Source organism: Vreelandella hamiltonii (genome assembly GCF_014651775.1).
GTDB classification, from domain to species: domain Bacteria; phylum Pseudomonadota; class Gammaproteobacteria; order Pseudomonadales; family Halomonadaceae; genus Vreelandella; species Vreelandella hamiltonii.
The window spans coordinates 1-17,381 of record NZ_BMXN01000004.1; the positions used below are offsets into that span (position 1 = coordinate 1).

Genomic DNA, 17,381 nt, shown 5'->3' on the forward strand with positions numbered 1-17,381 from the left:
ACTAATGGCCCGTGAGGCTTGACCCTATAACACCCAAGGGGTCTGGTCGTGATGATAACGAAGAGTGCGAACGCACTCGCAACACCGGATACGCGGCAGTGAGCCCAAGGGCTTACTGACAAGAGACGCACACAATACACGTCAAAAACACCTCAGCATGATATGCATTACCTGTTACGCCTGACGACCATAGCACGCGTGAATCATCGTCAGGCACTTATATCGTAGAAAGCCCCGAGCACACCGTGTTCGGGGCTTTTTGCTGTGTACTGATATTCAAAAACCTTGATATTCAAAAACCTTAGTTACCACTCGATGGGCTCTCCTGCCCAATCCCAGAAGCTGCCGGTCTCTTCGGGCGTGCGTTGCGCCATGACTTCGAGAAGTCGATCAGCGACATACTCCGCTGTGAACAGCTTATCGCTGGGCACCCTGGCCTGAAAGGGCTTGGAGAGTAATGTGTCCGTCGTGCCCGGATGAAGACATAGTACGATGGCTTGCTTGTTGAGACGAGCAATCTCGATGGCCGCCGTTTTCATCAGCATGTTATGAGCTGCCTTGCTGGCTCGATAGCTATACCAGCCACCGTAACCGTTATCGGTAATAGACCCGACACGCGCCGAAAGGCTGGCGATGATGCAGGGGTGCTTCCCTTGCAAGCAAGGCTTGAGTGCTGCAAGCAGCATGGCGGGCGTCATTGCATTGACCTGCATGACGCGCATGAACGCTTCTTCACTTAGCTGTTCGAGGCGTTTTTCGGGCTGGATATGCAGATCTGAGCCGTGGAGCATGCCAATGGTGTTGACCAGCAAGTGAACTGGCCGGTCTCCTGCGGCTTCTGCCAAAGTGTGACGGCCGATGCTGGTCGTCAGATCCGCTACCACGGAGGTGATTTTGTCATGCTGCAGCCCCAGCGGTGAGCGGCTGACGGCGATGATGTGGCCAGGCTGAGAGGACGAGAGTAGGCGCTGCAAGATGGCGTTGCCAATGCCGCCGTTGGCCCCTGTGACCACTGCATTGAACTGTTTGGGAAGATGAGGCAGCATGACGACTCCAGAGTTAGACGATATTGCCTAATTGAAGCGTCTTGTATAAAAGTTGTCCAGGTATGTTTTAAGCAGAGGCGTTGATTCGCCCAGGTTGAGCGCTATTACGCCCATCAGGCTTGTAGAGAGTTTTTTCAGCGATTTGCCGAATATAGTCAAGCATTTCCTGGTTGTGCTTCATGCGCACAGACAGCATTTGTCCGGTGAGGGCGTTCATGCGAGCCACTCGCTCACCTTTTTCCAGCATCTTTTCCCAAACAGGTAAACACTCGGCATCATGGGCTGCCTGGCGAGCACCTAGAGAGCCTTCCGGGTAGCCAAGCTTGTTCTGTACACCACGCCTCAGCACTTCGACACGCTCCAACTCGACCAGCAGCACCTGCTTTTTATGGGCAAGTTCAGCGAGTGCATCGCCATCGATGCTGCCCTTGGTCAGCTCTTCTTGCTCATGTGTCAGCAGTCCAATCAAATCGTCAAGGCGTTGGAGTTGGCTGGAAAGAAGGCGAGATAAGCTCATGACCGGGACTATAGTTCTTTCAAGTTTGCAATGAGGCCATCGGCAATGCGATCAGCACGAATTTCCATGCGCCCTTCACGAATGGCATCACGGATTTCCTGCACTTTGGCCATGTCAATGTCTTGGCTACTATCCGCGCTGAACTGACTCAGTTGCGTCGATTCGCGGGCGGAGTTGGCACTGTCCAGCGTCTTGGGGCCGGCGATTTTTTGAGTGTCTTCACGCTGCTGTGCTTGGTTGGTGCGCACCAGCGGATTAAGGTTGTCGATTTTCACGTTGTGGGCCTCATCGTCAACGTCTGGGCATCTCGGGCTGTGTAATAACTATCGGCCTGGGCAATGAAGACTTTAGGTGCTGAATCAAAAATCCACCACTAAAATGCCTTGATCAATGACACGTGCCGTCGCGATTTCGCGACTCCCAAAGCGTACTCGGATGATGTCGCCTCGTGCGCCGTTGGCCATGGCTTCTCCTTCACGAGAAACACGAAAACCAGACCCTTGTGCTATGACCGTGACACGCTGGCCCCGTTCAACCAGATGCGGCGCCTGTAGAAAGTGTGCCTGAAAAGAGCTACCGCTACGAATCGGTCGCTGGGCTACCTTGCCGATGATATCGGTTTGATCTGTCAGTGTCTGTGGTGCCAGATTGCTCAAGTTGCCATCCCTCTGGCTCAGCATGTCGGCAGTGATGAGTGTGCCTCGCTCAATGTCGCGTAGCGCGACAACATAGCTACCTACGACGTCGACCTGGGCTTGCATGTACCTGACTTGGCGACCATCGGTGCCACAGCGCACGCCCACCGAAACCCTGCCCACTGGTGGTTGTGCGGTATTGGCTAGAAAAGGGTCCGGCTGAACGCAAGCAGGCAGGTGTGGGGATGGTGGCGTGACGGTGATGACCGCCTCCTGCCCCAGTGCCTGGGTATGCTGATAAAGGAACATATGCACGCTCTCTTCCAACGAGAGGTCTCTCGCCTGTGCCCCATGAGGAAGAGCAATGACTATTAATGCTAAGAGTGTTAATAGCTTGCGCATGGCAGCGGCAGAAACGAGAGACAGCGCATGGAGCATGAAGAGGGCCACTCAGTGTGAAAGCTCAGAGTCTACGCAGGCCGGATGCTGCATAGACTCGGCAGTGTAATGCAAAAGTACCCACCGTATCATGGGAAATGCTGGTGGAAACGCTACCTGTTCCATGCTTTAAGATGAAAGCCTCGCCTCTATTATCCATGATCAAGAATTTCCGATTTATTTTTGCCTCACGGCGAGCGAGGGTCGGCATGATTGATCAGCTTGAATCTGCCTTTAATTTTCACCAGCAGGCACTTGGCTTGCGCCAGGCGCGGCACCAAGTCCTGGCCGCGAACATTGCCAATGCGGACACGCCGAATTACAAAGCGCGCGACATCGACTTTGCCAGCGAATTGCAAAAGGCGGTCGATAATGGCCAGGCCCAGTTGCGTCAAGGCGGAGGATTGGCACTGTCACGCACGGCGGATCGCCATTTGGCTGGCCAAGGGCCTGCTTGGCAGGGAAGTGCGAGCACTGATCTGCTCTACCGCATTCCAGATCAACCGAGTCTGGATGGCAATACGGTGGACATGGATCGTGAGCGTACACAGTTCGCTGACAATGCCGTTCGCTATCAAGCGGCTCTCACCATCATTAACAGTCGTATTCAAGGCCTGAAAAATGCGATGCAGCCTGAATAACCTGGTGATAGGAGAATACTAAGCCATGTCCATGTTTTCAGCGTTTGACATCGCTGGTTCAGCGATGAGCGCACAGGCGCAGCGCATGAACGTCACGGCCAGCAATATGGCCAATGCCGACAGCGTCGCAGGCCCGGATGGCGAGACTTACCGTGCCAAGCACGTCTTGTTCGAGACGCAGCTGCAGAGCAACCGCTACGGTATGGGCGGTGTTCGCGTGCGTGACATTGTCGAAGACGACTCACCGTTGCGTCTCGAATATCAACCTAATCATCCCGCTGCAGATGAAGATGGCTATGTGGCAAAGCCCAATGTGGAGCCACTGCATGAAATGGTCAACATGATCTCTGCATCACGCTCTTATCAAGCAAACGTAGAAGTCTTCAACACTACCAAACAGATGATGATTCAGACCCTATCGCTCGGTGAGGGCTAATGATGAATATTGATTCCAGTGTTCTCAGTACAGCAAATAGCAGTGGCTCGAGTGGAATATCACCGAGACAGTCCCAAGAACTGCGCGAAAGCTTTTTAACGCTGCTGATTACGCAGCTACAAAATCAGGACCCGCTGAACCCGTTAGAAAATGCGGAAATGACGTCTCAGCTTGCTCAAATTAATACGGTTAGCGGAATTGAAGAGTTAAATGCAACCCTTCAGGGTATTACCCAGCAAATGGATGCCGCTAAAACCCTGCAGGCTGCGGGGTTGCTAGATAAGGCGGTGTTGGTGCCTGGCAACAATATCATGGTGAGTTCTGACACGGATAATGGCACTTTTGCGACACCGTTTGGTATTGAGTTGAGCTCCCCTGCCGAGCGAGTAGATGTCACTGTAACGAGTCAGTCAGGTGAGGTGGTCTATACCAATAATCTAGGGCGCGTTGCTGCAGGGGTTGAGTCATTTAGCTGGGGTGGGATCACAAATAGTGGCGAGTCTGTGCCCGCTGGTGCTTATCGAGTGAACTTCAGAGCAACTAATACTGAAGGTGAGTTGCTCGATGCACGGCCACTGAACTACGCGATAGTGCAAGGTATTACCCCAGGAGCAGGCGGTAGTGATGTTCGTTTAGATCTTGGTGCTGTTTTTGGTCAAGTATCGATTGACCAAGTAAAACAAATTCTCTAATCACGTTTGAGGAATTAAAAATGTCTTTTACTACCGCCGTTTCAGGGATTAACGCTCAGGCAGAAAGGCTAAACGTAGCAGGAAATAATATCGCTAACTCACAAACTGTGGGTTACAAAAGCTCCAGCGTGCGTTTTGCCGACGTGTTTGCTGCTTCACAAGGAATTGGTGTGCGCGTTTCCGATTCGCGCCAGGATTTCACCCAGGGAAGTATAGAGAATACTGGACGTAACTTAGATCTAGCCGTGGCTGGCGATGGCTTTTATCGTTTGGAGCGTCCGTCAGGAGAAGTAGGGTATTCACGCAATGGTGAGTTTAGCCTAACCGCTGATGGATTTATTGTTAACGCCCAAGGTGACCGTTTAACTGGCTATGGTTTGGACCAAAATGTTGATCAAGAAGCTGTCAGATTGGGCCAGTCATTGCCCTTCCCATTTACTGACGTTGTAGTGGGTGGTGCACCTCAAGCGTTACAAGTGCCCGCTGATGATCTGCCTGCTCGTCAAACATCAGAAGTTAACGGTATCTATAATTTGGATGCACGGGTACGTCCTGGCGAGGAGCTAGTCCGCGCAAGCTTCCGTATTACAGAAACTAACGGCGACGTAGAAAACCTAGATGTTAATTACCACTTTAGCAATAATTATACAGTGTTTGATTCATTAGGTAATGCCAGTCAAGTTACTACTTACTTTGAAAAAATTAATGACAACACATGGTTGGCAACACTAGCAGTTAATGGGCAAATTCAAGGTGAGAGCACAGCGAACAACGTGTTTACACCGCAAGCGTTTGTGCTTAACTTTAACTCTAATGGCCAGTTGCTGACAAAGGCGGATGTAGAAGCCGCCGGGACTGTAGCTCAGGCAGGCAGTGATTTTGAAGCATTGCCTGCTAGTGCAATAGTAGGCGTAACACGTGTTTCTGAAGACTTTGTGTTTCAAAGTGCTGGCAATGGCCAAACGCTAACACGGACTAATAATGCGACCACGCCTGACGGTGGCGACCCGTTTATTACAGATGGAGCAGACGTTTTTAGCTCTAGTACAGCAAATATTACTATTCCTGGGCTTCAGGGAGCTCTTGAAGAATTTGCTTTTGCCTTCAATTTTGCCGGTAGTTCGCAGTTTGCCAACACTTCCCAGCAAAATGAGCTGAATCAGGATGGTTATACCTCGGGTGCATTGGCGGGTATCACCGTGACGGAAGATGGCACTATTGTACGTAACTTTACCAATGATCAGTCGCGCCCGGCCGGGCAGATTGCCTTGGCGAGTTTCCGTAACAACGAAGGTCTCGAACCTCTGGGTAACAACCTGTGGGCGGCCACGAATAGCTCCGGCTTGGCTAACCTTGGGGTGCCTGGCTCAGGCCGTTTTGGTGCCATTCAGGCGGGTGCCGTAGAAGCGTCTAACGTCGAGCTGGCCAAGGAGCTGGTGGATACCATTATTGCGCAGCGTGCTTATCAGGCTAACTCCAACACGATCAGCACCCAGGACGAGCTCCTGCAGACCATTATTAACCTCTAATAGTGGCGTCATCGCGCTAAGGAGCACGCTGTGGATCGTATGCTTTACACCGCCATGAGTGGCGCAAAACACACCATGGACCAGCAGGCAGTGGTCAGCAACAACCTGTCTAACGTTTCCACGGCAGGGTTTCGCGCCCAGCTGCAGGCGGTACGCTCAGTGCCCGTGCAAGGCGATGGCGTGTTGCCGACCCGTGTGTCGGCCGTTACCACGACGCCGGGAACCGACTTCTCGCAAGGCCCCATCGAGCGTACCGGCCGAATGTTGGATGTCGCCATGCAAGGCAATGCCTGGATGGCGGTGTTGGCGGAGGATGGCACCGAGACGTATACCCGGCGCGGCGACCTGCAGTTGGATAGTGATGGCGTGCTGCTAAGCGTTGGCCGCCCAGTGATGGGGGATGCGGGCCCCATTGCGGTGCCTCAAGGCGCGCAGATCTCCTTTGGCGCAGATGGGACCATCAGCGCCATTCCTCAAGGCGAGGGCCCCGCAGCGATGGTGGACGTTGGTCGCATCAAGCTGGTCACGCCAGATCAACAGGCACTGATACGTGGCGACGATGGCTTGTTCAGAGCGCCGCCCAACGAGGATGGAGAGCCTGGCACCTTGCCGGCTGACGAAGACGCCCGGTTGGTCAGTGGCGCATTGGAAGGAAGTAATGTCAGTGCCGTCGATGCCATGGTGTCCATGATCGACGTTGCGCGGCGTTATGACATGCAAATGAAAATGCTGAGCACGGCCGATGAGAATGCGCAGCGTGCCAACAGCATCCTATCGATTCAAGGCTAATCGCAGCCACTCAGCCAAGGGAACAATGCCATGATCAAGTCTTTGTGGACTGCCAAAACCGGGTTGGAGTCACAGCAAACCAAGCTCGATGTCATCGCCAACAACCTGGCGAACGTCAGCACCAACGGTTTCAAGCGCTCTCGTCCGGTATTTGAAGATTTGCTGTATCAAAACATGCGCCAACCCGGTGCGCAGAACAACATTCAGGACCGACTGCCCTCGGGCATGCAGATAGGGACCGGTGTGCGTGCTGTTGCCACAGAGCGCTTGCACACACAGGGTGGCCTTGAAGAGACCGGCAATTCTCGTGACCTGGCCATCAATGGCGAGGGCTTTTTCCAGGTGTTATTGCCCGATGGCACCATTGGCTATACTCGCGACGGTAACTTTCAGTTGAATGAAAATGGCCAGATGGTCACGGCGAATGGTTACCCCCTCGAACCCGCCATCTTTATCCCTGCCAATGCACTGGCAATCACGATTGGTGAAGACGGAACCGTGAGCGTCCGTCAGCCGGGTATTGCTCAGGATGCAGACATCGGCCAGATCAACGTCGCTTCGTTCATCAACCCGACGGGTCTGGAAAGCATCGGTGGCAACCTGTATCTGGAAACCGGTGCGTCAGGTGCGCCCAACCAGAATGTACCGGGTAACAATGGCGCTGGCCGTCTGTTCCAGGGGTATGTCGAAACGTCTAACGTCAATGTCGTTGAAGAGATGGTCAATATGATTCAGACGCAGCGCGCGTATGAAATCAATAGCCGCGCCATTTCCACCAGCGATGAGATGTTGGCGCGCTTGAGCCAGCTCTAATGCTGCCGATTCGTAGAGCATAGAGATAGGGTCGCGTTATGTTAGAACTTCATGGCAGTTTGCGCCGTTTGGCGCTCGTTGGAATGGCAGTGTTCATTCTGATGGCGGCAGGGTGTGCGCAGATACCACGCGCCTCGGTAGTCGGCGAGCAAGAGCAGATCAATATCGTCGATCGTCCGCCTCCCGTTCCTAATGGCTCTATTTATCAAGCCAGGCGTGGTTATCAGCCGCTGTTCGAAGATCGGCGCCCACGTACGATTGGCGACATCCTGACCATCGTGCTGGACGAGGAAGTCAGTGCCAGCAAGAGTGCGCAGTCGAATGCCAATCGTAGCGGGTCGGCTAGCCTGGATATCGCACAAATACCGGAAATCATCGATTTTCTGGAAGATTTCGGGTTCGATGTTTCGTCAGATAATATCTTTGCGGGTGGCGGTGGTTCCCAGGCCACGAACTCGTTTACCGGCACCATCACCGTCTCCGTTCTGGAAGTGATGAACAACGGTAACCTGCGGGTGCGTGGTGAGAAGCAGATCGCCATCAATCAGGGAACGGAGTTCATTCGCTTCTCTGGCGTTGTGAATCCCCGCACGATCACTGCCCAAAATACGGTGCCATCCACTCAAGTGGCGGATGCCAGAATCGAGTACGTCGGTGATGGCTACATTAATGAAGCGCAGCATATGGGTTGGCTACAGCGCTTCTTCCTCAATGTATCGCCTTTCTAGGCGTGTTGATCCGTTCGACAAAAGAGGCCTGCTGCAATATGGCGAATCTGTGGAAGGTGAGTAGTCCCATTAAAGCCCTGTCGTGCGTAATGGTATGGGTGTCTTGTTGCCTTTTGGCGCTACCCGCTCAGGCTGAGCGGGTTCGTGAGCTGGCCAACTTTGCTGGCGTTCGCGACAACCAGCTGGTGGGGTATGGCCTGGTCGTAGGCTTGGATGGCAGCGGTGACCAGACCACGCAAGCACCTTTCACCAGCCAGAGCTTGACGAACATGCTTTCCCAGCTGGGTGTCACCGTGCCTCCGGGTACCAACCTGCAGCTGCGTAATGTCGCGGCCGTCATGGTGACCGCCGACTTGCCGCCGTTCTCCAGGCCTGGCCAACGACTCGATGTCGTGGTGTCGTCCATCGCCAATGCCAGCAGCTTGCGTGGCGGTACGCTGTTGATGACGCCTTTGAAGGGTGCCGATGGCGATACCTATGCCATTGCTCAGGGCAATATGCTGGTGGGTGGGGCCGGCGCTCAGGCGGGTGGCAGTAGCGTACAGATCAATCAGCAATCTTCTGGCCGGATCCCCAATGGTGCTCTGGTCGAGCGTGAAGTGCCGCTCAACCTGGGTGGCAATGGTGGTGCGCTGGAACTGCAGCTCAACGACGCTGATTTTGGCACCGTGCAACGCATGGTCTCGGCGATCAACAGCGAGTTTGGACGTTCGGTGGCATATGCCAGAAATGGCCGGGTGATTGCGCTGGATGGCCCCATGGACGCCAACGAGCGGGTCAACTTCATGGCGCGTGTCGAAAATGTGCAAGTGACACCTACGGAAGCACCTGCCCGCGTGGTCCTGAATGCGCGGACCGGCTCTGTGGTGATGAACAGTGCGGTGACTCTGCGTCGTGCAGCGGTCGCCCATGGCAACCTCTCCATCATGATCGATACCCAGTTTGGGGTAAGCCAGCCCAATCCACTGGGCCAGGGTGAAACGGTGGTCGTGCCCGATGCGGATATCAACATCGAGCAGCAGGAGGCGTATTTGCAGATCGTCGAAGGCGCGCAGCTCAATGAAGTAGTCAATGCGCTGAATGCTCTCGGGGCGACACCACAAGACTTGATGTCGATTCTCGAGGCGCTCAAGGCTTCTGGCTCATTACGCGCCGAGCTGGAGATCATTTGATGAGCATGGGAGACATGACGAGCCAATTCGCGTTGGACATGAATGGCTTTCAGCGCCTTCAGCATAACGCTCGGGTCGACCCCGAGGCGGGTGTGCAAGGTGCTGCCCAGCAGTTTGAAGCGCTGTTCATTCAAATGATGGTCAAAAGCATGCGCGATGCCACGCCAACGTCAGGCCTGATGAACAGCCGTGACATGAGTTTTTATCAGTCGATGATGGATCAGCAGTGGTCGCAGGTCATGGCGTCTCGCGGCATTGGGCTGGCGGATGCCTTGATCGACCAGTTGCAGCGTCAAGGCGCCATTGGCAAAGCGTCGGATGCCGACCAGGAGCTTCAAGCACTGATCGCCGGCATACCTCGTGGGACACCCAGAGTGCTGGATAATCCGCTTCAGCCACCAGAAACATGGCGTGATGACAACACCGGCAATGGTCGTTTCTATCATGAGCTGGATATCGTTCGTCAGCGTGAGGCTCGTCAGGTCGAGAGCCAGGCCGCCACCCCGCGAGCGGCTCATCCGCATGAACACGTCGAGCGTTTCATGAACACGCTGGCGATGCCTGCGAAAGCGGCGAGTGCGGCCACGGGTGTCCCTGCTGAGTTGATTCTTGCCCAGGCGGCGCTGGAAACCGGTTGGGGAAGGCATGAGATAGCCACCCAGCAAGGGCGTAACAGCTTCAATGTGTTCGGCATCAAGGCGGGTAGTCACTGGCAGGGGAACACGACCAATATCGTGACCCACGAATATATCAACGGTCGACGCACACAGGTCGTCGATGCTTTTCGTGTCTATGACTCGTTCGAGCATGCGTTTACCGATTATGCCCGGTTGATTGGCAATAACCCTCGGTATGCGGGTGTCGTGCAGGCAGGCTCACCAGAGCAGGCCGCACATGCACTTCAGCGCGGTGGGTATGCGACCGACCCACGTTATGCCGAGAAGTTGATCGCGGTGATGAACACCATGGGCCCCCTCGGCACATCCAGCAACTTGTTGGCGGATGCTCGCTAGCATGGCGGGGTATTCAAGTTTTTCTGCGCATTGCCGATAACCAGATATCGGCCTAAGGAATTGAACCATGAGCATGTTTTCGATCGGCTTGAGCGGCCTGAATGCTGCGCAGAATGCCTTGAATACGACCAGTAACAACATCAGTAACGTATATACACCCGGCTATAATCGAGAGTTGACCTTGTTAGGTGAGGGTCGCGTTGGCGGTGGTGTGCGCGTTAATGATATTGAGCGGCAGTTCAATACTTATGTTGCCAACCAGCTCAATGATGCGAAGACCCAGTCGAGCGCGTTGGCTACTTACTATAATCAGGTTTCCCAAATTGATAATCTGCTGGCTGACCGGGCGGCAGGTCTATCGCCCTTGATGCAGAACTTTTTCTCTTCTCTTGAGGATTTGGCCAGCTCACCTTCCGACCCAGCTGCGCGACAAGGCGTCCTGGGGGCTGCGAACACTCTCAGTGCTCAGTTCCGCTCTTTTGACGGTTACTTGCAGGACATGCAGACCAACATTAATAGCCAGATACGTGATGAGGTCGTTCAAATTAATAATACGGTTGAGCAGGTGGCTTCCTTGAATCGAGAAATTTCTCTAGCTCGAGCCAGGACGGGAGAGGCTCCCAACAGCTTGCTCAATCAGCGGGACTTTCTGGTTTCAGAGTTGAATGATCGCTTGGATATTAAGCTAAATGTCCAGGACGGGAAGACGTACAACCTGAGCCTGCCCAATGGCCAACCCTTGGTGAGCGGTGTCAATGCCTTCAAACTCGAGGCTATACAAGCCGACAATGACCCTCAGCGTATCGTTGTGGGCTATCGGAATAGCAGTAATAATGTTATTCAACTGGATGAGTCTGCCATCAAGGGCGGCGCGTTGGGCGGCCTGATGGCCTTTCGCTCAGAAAGTCTGGACAAAACTCAAAATCAGATAGGGCAATTGGCTGTCTCTCTATCGGTAGCTTTCAATGAGCAGCACAAGCAAGGTCTGGATCTCGATGGCCAGCAAGGCGGCGACTTCTTTCAAGTCCGCTCCCCCCAGGTATACAGCTATTCATCCAATAGCTCGCTCGCTACTGTCAGCATCCGCTTCGATGCAGCCAATATGGATCAGCTCCGCGCGACAGATTACACCGTCAGCTTTGAGGGCGGACAGCCAACGGTAATACGTAAAGATAGTGGCTCAATTGTAGATATTGGCAATGGTTGGGATGCCGATAGTAATACGCTCTCCTTCGGAGGCTTGTCCATGACGTTTAGTACGGTTCCACCTGATGGTGACCGCTACGAGGTGCAGCCCTTGCGTCGTGCGGCCAGTGACATGGTCGTTGGTATTACGGATCTGGATAAAATTGCTGCGGGCCAGCCTATCAATCCTGAAGCCCCTTCTGAAGACTGGGTAGCGGCAGGTTCGGGGGATAACCGTAATGCGTTAGCCTTACAGAATTTGCAGAACGACAGGATCGTGGGTGGCACGGCAACCGTTAGCGGTGCTTACGGTGTGCTGGTCAGTGATGTTGGCAATAGAACAAATATCACTCAGGTGAACCTCGATGCACGTCAAGGTTTGACAGACCAGCTACGCGCTGTGCAGCAGTCGGAGTCAGGCGTTAATCTGGATGAAGAAGCTGCCAACCTGATTCGTTTCCAGCAATTTTATCAGGCAAATGCACGCGTGATCGATACAGCAAGCACGATCATGGACACCATTTTGAACTTGCGGAACTAATAAGAGGCTTAGGCGATGCGTGTTAGTACGGTCACCATGTTCGAGCAGAGTACGGCTTCTATAAACCGTCAGCAGAACGAGTTCCTGAAAACGAGCCAGCAAATTGCCAGTGGCCGGCGTGTAGTCAATCCATCTGATGACCCGCAGGCCGCATCACGTGCCGTTGGAGTAGACCAGTCGAAGGCAATGACTCAACAGTATGCTGATGCTCGTGTGTCGGCGCGAAATGCGTTGTCGCAGACGGAAAGCATTCTAAACAGTATCAGCGATGCCGTCATAAGCGCTAAAACATTATTGGTTCAAGCATCCAGCGACACATTGAGCGATGTCGACCGAGAGTCTATTGCCAGTGAGCTAAAAGGCATCTATGAAACGCTGATTGGTCAGGCCAACGCGACGGACGGCAATGGACGCTATATTTTTGGCGGCTACAAGGATAACGCCCCGCCCTTCGTGAAGTCCGCTGATGGCAGTGTCGAATATACAGGTGACAATAACGGTCGTGAGCAGCGGGTCGATGCATCGCGGTTAATGCCGGTCACTGAAAATGGTGTGACCATTTTCCAGCAAGTACCCAGTGGTGCCGGCTACATCGCCGAGGCCAACGTGGCGAACCAGGGTAGCGTGATCATCAATGGCCCTCAGGTGACCAACGTCAACGACCCTGATTACGGCGATAGCTTCCGTGTCAGGTTCGCAGAAAATGGCGCCGGTGAGTCTATTTACACCTTGCAGCAGTTCGATGGCGCGGCCTGGCTGGACGTTGCTGGACAGGTGGGGCAGCCCTATGATGCCAGTGGTCAACAGTTGAGCTTTGGCGGTGTCAACGTCACGCTGCGCGGTCCTTCCGAAGCAGGCGATGAAATTCTTGTCGCGCGTTCAGGGAGCGAGCAACGACCAGCAGACCTGTTCCGTACCATGGAAGCGGCCATTCGTGTTCTGGAGACGCCTGCAGAAAGCAGTAGCCAGAAGGCTGCGCTGCGCAACACGCTCAATACCTCGATGCGTGACTTGGACAATGCGTTGGACAATGTGTTGACGGTACGGGCCTCTGCAGGCGCCAGGCTGAATGAGCTGGATGTCATCGACGCGGTGGGCAGCAACCGGATGCTCAACTACGAGCAGACGCTTTCTGATCTTGTGGATCTGGACTATGCCGCGGCGATCTCCGAATACAGCCTGCGTCAGGTAGGTTTGCAGGCGGCACAGCGTGCGTTCGTCGATATCAAGGGCATGTCGCTGTTCGATTTTATGTGACCTTGTCTCGCCACGCTGCGAAACGCCCTGCCACTTGCCCAGTGGCAGGGCGTCAATTTATGGGGGCCATGGCTTCGATCAGCCCTTGAGTAAACATCACGCCTTGACTGAACAGCTGTTGTAGAAAGCTGCCCAGGTCGGTCATCAGTACCATCAGCAGCGTCAGGCCCACCAGGATAGACGTGGGGAAACCGATGTTGAACACCGTCAGCTGTGGTGCTGAACGGTTCAGGATGCCCAACGACAAGCTAATGATGAGCAGTGGGCCTGCTAGTGGCAGTGCCAGCAGCATGCCTGACGCAAAGATGGTACCTCCATAGCGGGCAAGCAGCTCGAAGGCGCCAGGGTTCAAGGTCCCGATGCCTATGGGCAGCGTGACAAAGCTCATGATCAGAGCCTCCAGTACCATCAGGTGGCCATTGAAAGCCAGAAACATCAGCAGCGTCACCGTATAGAGAATGCGCGACAACACCATGATGTTGGTGCCGCTGGAGGGGTCAAAGAAACTGGCAAAGGCCAACCCCATCTGCAAACCGATGAACTCGCCCGCTGCCTGCACCACGGCAAATATGATATGCATGACCAATCCAATGGCCAGCCCTATCAACATCTGCTCGATGATGATGCCGACGCCTGCCCATGACATGAGCGCTACATCCGGCATCGGGGGGAGTAAAGGGGCTATCACGATGGCAATGACGGCAGCGAGTGCCACCTTGACCTGATTAGGCACGCTGGAGTGGCCCCACAGTGGGGAGGCGGTCATGAAGGCCGTAATGCGCACGAAGGGCCAGAAAAACGCGACCAGCCAGCCCTGTAGCTGGGCAAAGGTGACCTCGACCACGGCCTACATCACCATCGCGGGAATATTACTGAACAGGCGATGTGTAAAATCGGTAATCAAGCCAATGAGCCAGGGGCCTGCCACGACCAGTACGGTGAACACGGCAAGAATTTTAGGAATGAAGGTCAGCGTCATCTCGTTGATCTGCGTGGCAGCCTGAAAAAGACTGATCAGCAGGCCGACGAAGAGCGCTGCCAGCAATATTGGGCCCGCCAGGAATAACATTACCCGCATTCCTTGGTAGGCAAGGCTCATCACCATCTCTGGCGTCATGCTCGTTCTCCTTACCGTCCCGCGGTGCTAAATCATGTAGAAGCTTTCTGCCAGTGAGCCGATGATCAGTTGCCAACCATCCACCAGCACGAACAGCATGAGCTTGAAGGGTAGTGAAATCGTGACCGGGGGAACCATCATCATCCCCAGCGACATGAGCGTACTGGCAACCACCAGATCAATGATCAAGAAGGGAATGAAGATCGTAAAACCAATCTGAAATGCGGTTTTCAGTTCGCTGGTCACGAAGGCGGGTAGCAAGACGCGCATGGGAAGCTCTTCGGGGCCTTGCAAGGGGCCTATGTCAGCCAAGCGTACGAACAGAGCCAGGTCAGGTTCCCGCGTTTGTGCCAGCATGAATTCTCTGAACGGAATTTGGGCCTGAAGCAAGAACTCTTCGAAATTGATGGCTTCCTGTGTCAAGGGCACCCAGGCCGTGTCGTATACCTGGCTGATGACCGGTGACATGACAAAAAAAGTCAGGAACAGGGCAATGCCCAGCAATACCTGATTCGGAGGCGTGGCCTGGGTGCCCATGGCCGTTCTCAACAGGCTCAGCACGATGATGATGCGCGTGAAGCTGGTCATCATCAATAGCATGGCAGGTAGAAATGCCAGCGAACTCAGGAAGAGCAGCGTTTGCAGCGATAGAGACCACTGTTGGCCTCCATCATCTGTCGGCTGGGAGACCAAGCCTGGCAACTGCTGTGCCTCCACGCCAGGGGAGAGCAAAGACAGCAGGCAGCCCATCAAAAGCAGGCTGAACAGCCACCCGCGTGGTGCTATGGAGCGAAACAAAGGCAGAGCATGGGTCATGGCTTGGGCTGAGAGTCGGTGGTGTGCTGAGCGCCGGAGCGCTTGAGACGATGGTTGGCCAAGGCGCTGCTGAAGCGTTGTGAAAAAGGAGAGGGCGAACTCTCGGCTATGGGGGCCGCGCGGTCTTCAGGAGCAGGCCGCTCGTGGAGCATGGATACTTTTCCACCGCTGACGGCGAGCACGAGCCAGGTATCCTCTATCTCGACGACCACCACCCGTTCGCGGCTCCCAATGGCGGTGCTACCCACCACGCGCAGATGGGCACCATGATCGTAACGGTGCTGCTGCCAGCGTTTGAGCAGCGCAGTGCACACCAGAATGATTGCCACCACCAGTGCCAGCGCTGCAGCGGTTTTTCCAAGGACCGCCATGCCGATCAGGGCATCACCGCCGCTTAACGCATCCACGGAAGTCGAAGTCGTCGCGACACTCATCGATTTAGTTTATGAATACGCTCTGACGGCGTAATGATCTCGGTAATACGGATGCCGTACTTATCCTCGATGACGACCACTTCGCCCTGCGCAATCAGATATCCGTTGATCAAAATATCCATCGGCTCACCTGCCAAACCTTCCAGCTCGATGACCGAGCCTTGGGCGAGCTCCAGCAATTGTTTGATCGTCAGCTTGGTACGGCCTAGCTCGACGGTGAGTTTGACGGGGATGTCCATGATCATTTCCAGATCACGGGTCGCGCCACTGCTGGGTTCACCGCTCAGAGGACGGAAGACATCGTCACTGGCAGGCTTTGCCTTGGGGGCTTCGGGGGCAGACTCTTCCGTGGCCTCCGATTGCTCGGCAGCTTCTTGTTCCGCCATCGCGGCAGCCCAGGGGTCGTCATCGTCACTGGCGGCATCGGCGCTGGACGATGACTCATCTTGTGCAGACATGGCTTCCGCCCAATCGTCATCAGATACTTTTTGATCGGGTTTGTTTGGGTCTGTCATGCTTTGGGTTCCTTGGCTTTCTGTCGCGTTGAACCTTTGATAAAGTCCTTGGACGATACGTTATTCATGGCCGCATGGTCGATCATGCGCAGCACGCGCAAAGCGCGCTGCTGTCGCTGGCTACCGTATTCACACTCCATCACAGGTACACCATCGACCCGTGCTGTAATCGTGGAGGGGATGTCCATAGGCAGTACATCGCCTTTTTTCAAACCCATCACGTGAGCAATACGGCTGGGGATCTGAGCGAACTCTGCAATGAGCTCGACTTCAGATTGGCGCAGTTCGCTGGCCATGCGCCGTGACCAGGTGCCATCGCTGTCGTGGTTACTGTCATTGATCGGGTTGACTAGCAGGTCCCTGAGCGGCTCGATCATGGCGTAGGGCATGCAAATCTGGAAACTGCTCGACAAATTGCCTACTTCGATATTGAACTTGGTATTGACGACTATCTCGTTAGGCGAATTGGTAATATTGGCAAACTTGGACTGTACTTCCGAGCGCAGAAAATGCACATCCAGCGGGTAGACGACCTTCCACGCTTCTTGATAAGCATCTATGGCCAGATTCAACAACCGCTGAATGATGCGCTGCTCGGTATTGGTAAATTCACGGCCATCCGACTTCGTGACGAAACGCCCGTCGCCGCCAAACAGGTTGTCCACCACCATGAAGACCAGGTTGGGAGGGAAAACCACCAGCGCAGAACCTCGCAGTGGCTTCATCGACACGATGTTCAGGTTGGTAGGTACCGGAACGTTACGCGAGAAGTCGCTGAAGCTTTGATAGCGCACTGATTCGACCGTGATATCCGAACTGCGGCGGATCAGGTTGAAGAGCCCATTGCGGAAATAGCGAGCAAAGCGTTCGTTGATGAAGTCCAGTGCGTGCAAACGCTCCCTGATGACCCGGTGCTGGGTCGACGGGTCATAGGGGCGTATGCGCGTTTCAGCTTGCGAGTGAGATGACGTGGCCGCTGGCTCGTCATCACCGCTGACGCCTTTCAACAGGGCATCGATTTCTTCCTGGGACAGTAGATCGTCCTGCGACATGAACGGCTCCAGTAC

At 54.4% G+C, this 17,381-nt stretch carries 21 protein-coding genes; 11 read left to right on the top strand and 10 right to left on the bottom strand.

Annotated elements, in window-relative coordinates; genetic code table 11:
* Positions 1-305 precede the first annotated feature (305 nt).
* The 4 genes from IE091_RS04520 to flgA all read right to left on the bottom strand — a co-directional run bounded on the left by IE091_RS04520 (position 306) and on the right by flgA (position 2,513).
* On the bottom strand, positions 306-1,046 hold the full coding sequence (locus IE091_RS04520; RefSeq protein ID WP_039180912.1) for an SDR family NAD(P)-dependent oxidoreductase: 741 nt from the start codon (positions 1,044-1,046) through the stop codon (positions 306-308).
* A 67-nt stretch (positions 1,047-1,113) separates the two neighbouring features.
* Complete coding sequence (locus IE091_RS04525) at positions 1,114-1,563, bottom strand: flagella synthesis protein FlgN (protein ID WP_189462933.1); 450 nt, start codon at positions 1,561-1,563, stop codon at positions 1,114-1,116.
* 8 nt (positions 1,564-1,571) lie between these two features.
* Complete coding sequence (flgM, locus tag IE091_RS04530) at positions 1,572-1,838, bottom strand: flagellar biosynthesis anti-sigma factor FlgM (RefSeq protein ID WP_189462934.1); 267 nt, start codon at positions 1,836-1,838, stop codon at positions 1,572-1,574.
* A gap of 84 nt (positions 1,839-1,922) precedes the next feature.
* The gene (flgA, locus tag IE091_RS04535) at positions 1,923-2,513 is read right to left on the bottom strand and encodes a flagellar basal body P-ring formation chaperone FlgA (RefSeq protein WP_268246855.1); all 591 of its coding nucleotides are present in this window, start codon (positions 2,511-2,513) and stop codon (positions 1,923-1,925) included.
* A gap of 332 nt (positions 2,514-2,845) precedes the next feature.
* On the opposite strand from flgA, the gene flgB reads away from it, so the two are divergent.
* The 11 genes from flgB to flgL all read left to right on the top strand — a co-directional run bounded on the left by flgB (position 2,846) and on the right by flgL (position 13,432).
* The gene (gene flgB, locus IE091_RS04540) at positions 2,846-3,277 is read left to right on the top strand and encodes a flagellar basal body rod protein FlgB (RefSeq protein WP_039180902.1); all 432 of its coding nucleotides are present in this window, start codon (positions 2,846-2,848) and stop codon (positions 3,275-3,277) included.
* 25 nt (positions 3,278-3,302) lie between these two features.
* On the top strand, positions 3,303-3,713 hold the full coding sequence (gene flgC, locus IE091_RS04545; RefSeq protein WP_189462936.1) for a flagellar basal body rod protein FlgC: 411 nt from the start codon (positions 3,303-3,305) through the stop codon (positions 3,711-3,713).
* Positions 3,713-4,405: a flagellar hook assembly protein FlgD gene (locus tag IE091_RS04550; protein ID WP_189462937.1), complete on the top strand. Its 693-nt coding sequence runs from the start codon at positions 3,713-3,715 to the stop codon at positions 4,403-4,405. The genes flgC and IE091_RS04550 overlap by 1 nt, the downstream gene beginning before the upstream one ends.
* 20 nt (positions 4,406-4,425) lie before the next feature.
* Positions 4,426-5,934, top strand: coding sequence for a flagellar hook protein FlgE (locus IE091_RS04555; protein ID WP_189462938.1), 1,509 nt, complete (start codon positions 4,426-4,428; stop codon positions 5,932-5,934).
* A 30-nt stretch (positions 5,935-5,964) separates the two neighbouring features.
* Positions 5,965-6,723, top strand: a complete 759-nt coding sequence (flgF, locus tag IE091_RS04560; RefSeq protein WP_039180892.1) for a flagellar basal-body rod protein FlgF — start codon at positions 5,965-5,967, stop codon at positions 6,721-6,723.
* A gap of 30 nt (positions 6,724-6,753) precedes the next feature.
* Positions 6,754-7,536: a flagellar basal-body rod protein FlgG gene (flgG, locus tag IE091_RS04565; RefSeq protein ID WP_039180890.1), complete on the top strand. Its 783-nt coding sequence runs from the start codon at positions 6,754-6,756 to the stop codon at positions 7,534-7,536.
* Between the two features lie 38 nt (positions 7,537-7,574).
* Positions 7,575-8,264, top strand: a complete 690-nt coding sequence (locus IE091_RS04570) for a flagellar basal body L-ring protein FlgH (RefSeq protein ID WP_039180887.1) — start codon at positions 7,575-7,577, stop codon at positions 8,262-8,264.
* 89 nt (positions 8,265-8,353) lie between these two features.
* A complete protein-coding gene (locus tag IE091_RS04575) occupies positions 8,354-9,436 on the top strand; it encodes a flagellar basal body P-ring protein FlgI (protein ID WP_167385731.1) in 1,083 nt (360 codons plus the stop codon).
* On the top strand, positions 9,436-10,449 hold the full coding sequence (flgJ, locus tag IE091_RS04580; protein WP_189462939.1) for a flagellar assembly peptidoglycan hydrolase FlgJ: 1,014 nt from the start codon (positions 9,436-9,438) through the stop codon (positions 10,447-10,449). The genes IE091_RS04575 and flgJ overlap by 1 nt, the downstream gene beginning before the upstream one ends.
* A gap of 67 nt (positions 10,450-10,516) precedes the next feature.
* Positions 10,517-12,175 carry a flagellar hook-associated protein FlgK gene (gene flgK / locus IE091_RS04585; protein ID WP_189462940.1) on the top strand — a complete coding sequence of 553 codons (1,659 nt, stop codon included), beginning with the start codon at positions 10,517-10,519 and terminating at the stop codon, positions 12,173-12,175.
* 15 nt (positions 12,176-12,190) lie between these two features.
* Positions 12,191-13,432, top strand: a complete 1,242-nt coding sequence (flgL, locus tag IE091_RS04590; RefSeq protein ID WP_189462941.1) for a flagellar hook-associated protein FlgL — start codon at positions 12,191-12,193, stop codon at positions 13,430-13,432.
* 52 nt (positions 13,433-13,484) lie between these two features.
* Here the strand turns inward: flgL and fliR are convergent, their stop codons facing one another.
* From fliR to fliM, 6 genes are all read right to left on the bottom strand, one after another.
* Positions 13,485-14,276: a flagellar biosynthetic protein FliR gene (gene fliR, locus IE091_RS04595; RefSeq protein WP_039180874.1), complete on the bottom strand. Its 792-nt coding sequence runs from the start codon at positions 14,274-14,276 to the stop codon at positions 13,485-13,487.
* Positions 14,277-14,279: 3 nt separating this feature from the next.
* Positions 14,280-14,549, bottom strand: coding sequence for a flagellar biosynthesis protein FliQ (gene fliQ, locus IE091_RS04600; protein WP_039180870.1), 270 nt, complete (start codon positions 14,547-14,549; stop codon positions 14,280-14,282).
* 27 nt (positions 14,550-14,576) lie between these two features.
* Positions 14,577-15,299, bottom strand: coding sequence for a flagellar type III secretion system pore protein FliP (gene fliP, locus IE091_RS04605; RefSeq protein WP_422822518.1), 723 nt, complete (start codon positions 15,297-15,299; stop codon positions 14,577-14,579).
* A gap of 62 nt (positions 15,300-15,361) precedes the next feature.
* Positions 15,362-15,772, bottom strand: a complete 411-nt coding sequence (gene fliO / locus IE091_RS04610) for a flagellar biosynthetic protein FliO (RefSeq protein ID WP_422822516.1) — start codon at positions 15,770-15,772, stop codon at positions 15,362-15,364.
* A 23-nt stretch (positions 15,773-15,795) separates the two neighbouring features.
* Complete coding sequence (fliN, locus tag IE091_RS04615; RefSeq protein ID WP_096921688.1) at positions 15,796-16,314, bottom strand: flagellar motor switch protein FliN; 519 nt, start codon at positions 16,312-16,314, stop codon at positions 15,796-15,798.
* The gene (gene fliM / locus IE091_RS04620; RefSeq protein ID WP_096921687.1) at positions 16,311-17,366 is read right to left on the bottom strand and encodes a flagellar motor switch protein FliM; all 1,056 of its coding nucleotides are present in this window, start codon (positions 17,364-17,366) and stop codon (positions 16,311-16,313) included. The genes fliN and fliM overlap by 4 nt, the downstream gene beginning before the upstream one ends.
* Positions 17,367-17,381: the final 15 nt, after the last annotated feature.